This window comes from Nocardia sp. NPDC002869, from assembly GCF_046764065.1.
Taxonomy (GTDB): Bacteria; Actinomycetota; Actinomycetes; order Mycobacteriales; family Mycobacteriaceae; genus Nocardia; species Nocardia rhamnosiphila.
In genome coordinates this window covers 1-5180 of sequence record NZ_JBKOOL010000258.1, presented here as the reverse complement: position 1 = coordinate 5180, position 5180 = coordinate 1, and the positions used below count along the sequence as shown (strand labels likewise).

Annotated in this window: 5 protein-coding genes; 2 read left to right on the top strand and 3 right to left on the bottom strand. The window is 69.0% G+C overall.

Annotated features, from left to right (window positions below):
- Positions 1 to 513 precede the first annotated feature (513 nt).
- Positions 514 to 1269 (top strand): SDR family NAD(P)-dependent oxidoreductase, encoded by a 756-nt coding sequence (locus tag ACLML9_RS27665; RefSeq protein ID WP_411948254.1) that lies wholly within the window; start codon positions 514 to 516, stop codon positions 1267 to 1269.
- Positions 1270 to 1283: 14 nt separating this feature from the next.
- Here ACLML9_RS27665 and ACLML9_RS27660 read toward each other — a convergent pair whose 3' ends face one another.
- From ACLML9_RS27660 to ACLML9_RS27650, 3 genes are all read right to left on the bottom strand, one after another.
- Positions 1284 to 2474 (bottom strand): cation:proton antiporter, encoded by a 1191-nt coding sequence (locus ACLML9_RS27660; protein ID WP_411948253.1) that lies wholly within the window; start codon positions 2472 to 2474, stop codon positions 1284 to 1286.
- Positions 2475 to 2484: 10 nt separating this feature from the next.
- Positions 2485 to 2967 carry a cation:proton antiporter regulatory subunit gene (locus ACLML9_RS27655; RefSeq protein WP_357053794.1) on the bottom strand — a complete coding sequence of 161 codons (483 nt, stop codon included), beginning with the start codon at positions 2965 to 2967 and terminating at the stop codon, positions 2485 to 2487.
- Between the two features lie 138 nt (positions 2968 to 3105).
- On the bottom strand, positions 3106 to 3957 hold the full coding sequence (locus tag ACLML9_RS27650) for a bifunctional 5,10-methylenetetrahydrofolate dehydrogenase/5,10-methenyltetrahydrofolate cyclohydrolase (RefSeq protein ID WP_411948252.1): 852 nt from the start codon (positions 3955 to 3957) through the stop codon (positions 3106 to 3108).
- A 264-nt stretch (positions 3958 to 4221) separates the two neighbouring features.
- Between ACLML9_RS27650 and ACLML9_RS27645 the strand changes: the two genes are divergently transcribed.
- Positions 4222 to 5100, top strand: a complete 879-nt coding sequence (locus ACLML9_RS27645) for a YdcF family protein (protein WP_356988087.1) — start codon at positions 4222 to 4224, stop codon at positions 5098 to 5100.
- Positions 5101 to 5180: the final 80 nt, after the last annotated feature.

Here is a 5180-nt window from a genome sequence, read left to right as displayed (position 1 = left end):
CCGATGTGGCGCCTCCGGCGCCGCGGGTCGGGGCCCTGTGACCCCGGTTCTTCACTCCGCCGCTCAGTCGCTGCGCTCCTTCACTCCGCCGCTCAGTCGCTGCGCTCCTTCACTCTGTCGCTCCAGAACCGGGGGCGGGCCCCGACCATGCACGCAGACCATCCGGAGTAGATGGAAGGTGTATGTGGGCGTGCACCGCGACGGGACGCCGATCACCGACGCGGACCATTCGTGTCAGAGGTACACCGAAAGCATGGTCGACCTCAGTAGGTCCACACTGTCGGTGCTCTACGGTCGCCGATCCGTGGACGGCCAACCGCACACCCACGACTCGCCCACCGGGCCGACGGCTCCCGCGCAGCGGCGATATCGGAAGGTCGCCGGGTAGGGTACGGGCCGGCGCGGCGGGCTCGGTGCCACGCGACGCGTACGACGAGAGACCGAATATCCCGCGGTCCCGGCGGAGCTCTTCCCGGAGCCGCGCACGTGCTGTGCCGACATCGCGGAGGAGGTATGGCGGATTTCACCGGGATAGTCGCTCTGGTCACCGGTGCGGGATCCGGGATCGGGAAGGAGACGGCGTTACGGCTGGCGGGGGCCGGCGCGCAGGTCGTCCTCGGCGATGTGGACCTCGCGGCCGTCGAGCGGGTCGCCCGGGACATCGGTGACGCCGGGGGTTCGGCGGCCGCCATCGCGCAGGACACCTCACAGCCGGCCGACCACGAGGCGGCGGTGAACTTCGCGGTCCGGACCTACGGCGCGCTGCACCTGGCGGTGAACAATGCCGGCATCGGAGTGAGCCCCGGGCCGATCGGTGAACTGGACCCCGAGAAGTGGCGGCTGGTCATGTCGATCAACTGTGACGGTGTGATGTACGGAATGAAGTACCAGATCCCGGCCATGCTCGCCGCGGGGCCGCGGGGGTGCGCGATCGTCAATATGTCGTCGGTGCACGGCACCGTCGCCACCGATGCGCCCGGCTCGGCTTACACCGCCTCCAAACACGCGGTACTCGGTATGACCAAGGCCGCCGCCGTCGAATACGGTGTGACCGGCCTGCGGATCAACGCGGTACAGCCCGGTGTCATCGCCACCCCGCTCACCGAAATGCCCGATGACGCACGGCAATTCCTGGAGAACAAACATCCGCTCGGGCGGTTCGGCCGGGCCGACGAGGTCGCCGCGGTGGTGGCGTTCCTGCTCTCCGCGGACGCCTCGTTCGTCACCGGGGCCGGATACCTGGTCGACGGCGGCTACACCGCGCTCTGATCCGATCCCCGGGCCTACTCGTCGGCGGTATCGGGTACCGGTTTCGGCTGCCGGGTGACGATCCGCAGCACCGGTTCCACCACGCGCGCCACGATCGGGCCGACCGAGGCCATCAGCAGCACGTAAGTCGTAGCGAGAGCGGCGAATTCGCCGGGTACCGCACCCGCGGCCACCGCCAGGCCGGCGATGACGATGGAGAATTCGCCGCGCGCCACCAGCGCCGCACCGGCGCGGGCGCGGCCCAGCCGCGAGGAGCCGGCGTGCGCGGCGGCCCACCAGCCGGTGGCGATCTTGGTGACCGTGGTGATCACCGCGAGCAGCACCGCCCACCCCAGCACCGGCGGAATACTGCGCGGATCGGTGGTGAGGCCGAAGAGTACGAAGAACATGGCGGCGAACAGATCCCGCAGCGGTTCGAGGATCTTGGTCGCGTTGTGCGCGGTGGTGTCGGAGATCGCGATCCCCAGCAGGAACGCCCCGACCGCCGCCGACACCTGCAGCGCGGAGGCCACCCCGGCCACCAGCAGCGCCGCACCGAGCAGTTTGAGCAGGAAGATCTCGCGATCGTCGCTGGCCACCACCGCGGAAACGTATTTGCCGTAGCGGAACGCGACCACGAGCACGACGGTCACCGCGAGCAGTGCGATGCCCAGCGATTGCAGGCCCGCCACGAATCCGAGGCCGGCCAGGACCGCGGTCAGCACCGGCAGATAGGCGGCCATCGCGAGGTCTTCGAAGACCAGGATCGACAGGATCACCGGGGTTTCCCGGTTGCCGAGCCGGCCGAGGTCGTTCAGTACCTTCGCGATGATCCCGGACGACGAGATATAGGTGACACCGGCCATCGCCAGCGCCCCGGTGGGACCCAGCCCCAGGAGCAGCGCGACCACCACACCGGGCGTGGTGTTGAGGACCAGGTCCAGCAGGCCGGCCATCCAGGATCGTCGCATCCCGGTGAACAGTTCGGCCGCACTGTATTCCAGGCCGAGCAGCAACAGCAGCAGGACCACGCCGATCTCGCTGGCGAGATGGATGAACTCGTCGGCCTCGTGTAGTCCGAAGAAACCTCCTTCCCCGAACACCAATCCACCCACCAGATACAACGGAATGGGGGACATGCCGATCCGGGCTGCGATGCGTCCGAGCACTCCGAGCCCGAAGAACACCGCCCCCAGCTGGATCATCGCCAGCGTGGTCGCATTCATCGCTACAGGTTCAGCCGTCTTTCAGAATATCCGCGGCGCTGTCCAGTCCCTCCGAGGTGCCCACCACGATCAACACATCACCACCGGTGAACACGAAGTCCGGCCCCGGGGCCGGCATCGCCTGCCCGGCCCGCATCACCGCCACGATGGAGGCCTTGGTCCGGCTCCGCATCCGGGTCTCGCCCAGGGTCCGCCCGTCGTAGGGCGAGTTCTCGCTGACCGGCAACTGCCGGGTGTTCACGCCGTCCATATCCCGGTGCTCGTTGCGCAGCTGACCCACCAGCTGGGGGGCGCCCAGCAGGTTGGCCAGGGTGCCCGCCTCGGCCTCGGTCATCGGAATCTGGGTGGTGGCGTCGGGATCGCCGATCCTGGTGAAGATCAGATCGATCGTCCCGTCCTTGTGGTCGACGACCCCGATCCGCCGGCGTACAGCGGTCAGCGGAAAATCCTTGCGGACGCCTATTCCCGGCAGGGGTGTCACTTCGACGTTCACGATGTCACCTTAACTCGACTGCGAGTGCGGACCGATAGCCGCACACACAGTAGCCCTACCCCGTAGGGGCCGGTCCCGAACCTCCACGACAGCCCGGGCAGCGTCGGCAGCGCCGGCGGCAGCAGTCCGCGGCGCGGATCACCGCGCCCGTTCGGCGGCGAGCACGACATGGCGCATGAGCAGCGCGGTCGTCACCGGGCCCACCCCGCCCGGCACCGGGCTCAGCCCGCCCGCGATACCCCGGACCGACTCCGCGTCGACATCGCCCACGATCTTCCCGTCGGCGGCCTCGTTGGTGCCGACATCGATCACCACCGCCCCCTCCCGCACATTCGCGCCGGTCACCAGCCCGATCCGGCCCGCGGCGGCGACGACCACATCGGCGGCCGCGGTCACCTGGGGCAGGTCGGTGGTACGGGAATGGCAGATCGTGACCGTCGCGTTCTCCGCCAGCAGCAGCTGCGCCAGCGGTTTGCCGACGACGTTCGACCGTCCCACGACGGCCACGTGCCGACCGGCCAGTTCGATGCCGTGATGTTTCAGCAACTCCACCACCGCTTCGGCGGTGGCGGGCGCGAACCCGGCCGAGCCGGCGGTGAGCAGTCCGAGCGACAGCGGGCTCACCCCGTCGACATCCTTGGTGGCCACGATTGCCGGCGACACCTCGTCGAGCGTCACGCCGGCCGGCAGCGGCGTCTGCAGCATGATGGCGTCGGTCCCGGGGTCGGCGCTGCGTACGGCGAGTTCGGTGCGCAGGGTGTCGACGGAGGCGTCCGCACCGAGATCCACGGTATCGCAATCGATTCCGCGGTTGGCGGCCGATTTCTTCAGCGAGTTCACGTACCAGGCACTGGCCGGATCGGCATTGGCGACGACCAGCGCCAGCCGCGGGGCCCGGCCTGCCTGCTCGGTCAGCGCCTGCACCCGCGCGGTGGTGTCGGCGTTGATGGCGGCGGCGAGGTCTTTCCCGGTCAGCGATGCGGTATCCACGGATGTTCACCCTATCGGTTGGGGGCCGCGGGGACCCCACCCGCAACCCCGCACCCCGCCGGATATTAGAGTGCCGATGGCACCGATACGCCCCACAGAGCTGTAGCCAGGGGTTTCACGGGACATGTCCCGGATCGGACAGCCGCAAATACCGGGTTCCGGCCGACACCGGACCTATGGTGGGTTGCCACATACCGCACCCGAATTTCATCGAACGAATCATCTGCGAGAACCCCGCTCCGCCCGTGGAAAGGTGTCGCCGTAGTGCACAGTCGAAGAGGTTTGCAGTATCTGGTGGCGGCCGCGGCCGCCGCGACGAGTATCGCGCTCGCCGGGTTCGCCGGCGCGCCGGCCCAGGCCAGCCCTGAAACAGACGCCCTGTACAACTCTGCTCAGCGCCACTTCACCGACGGCGATTCTGTCGCCGGCCGGGCCGCGCTCCAGGATTTGATCGGGCGGGATCCCACCGATGCGGAGGCGCTGTCCCTGCAGGCGATCTGGTCCCATTACGCGGGCGATATCCCGGCCCTCAACGATGCCATGGGCCGCCTGCGCGCCGTCGACAGCGCGATGGCCGCCGGCACCGACGGCGTCCTGCACGCGGTCGGCGCGGGTATCGCCACCCTCCCGAACCCACTTCCGGCCCTGGTCGGGCCGCAGACCGGGATCGTGGTCTTCGGTTTCGGGCTGCTCCCCGACGGTTCGCCCCGCCCCGAACTCGTCGAACGCCTGCAGGCCGCCTGGCTGCAGGCCATCGCCTCACCGTTCTCGCCGATCGTCGTCAGCGGCAACAATCCGAGCAACGGGATCACCGAGGCCCAGGCCATGGCCGGCTGGCTGATCCACCGGGGTATCCCTGCCGACCGGATCCATGTGGAGAACCGCGCCGGGTCGACGGTCCAGAACGCGCTGTTCAGTGCCGATATTCTGCACAGTCTGGGCGCCCGGACCGCGGTGGCGGTGACCTCACCGAACCATATCCGGCGCGCGGTCGCCGATCTGTACGTCGCGGGAATTCCGGTGGTGGGCGCTACCACCTCGTTGAACCAGCTGGTCTCCCAACTGCCCCCGCCCGGCAAACAGGCCCAGTACAGCATCTACCTCGACGCGACGCGCACGTTCCAGCTCAGCACCAGCCGCTGACCCGTCGCATGAGCACCGCCCCTCGGTTCGGCGAGCCGAGGGGCGGTCTCACGATACCCGTCCGGTCCGGCCGGGACCCG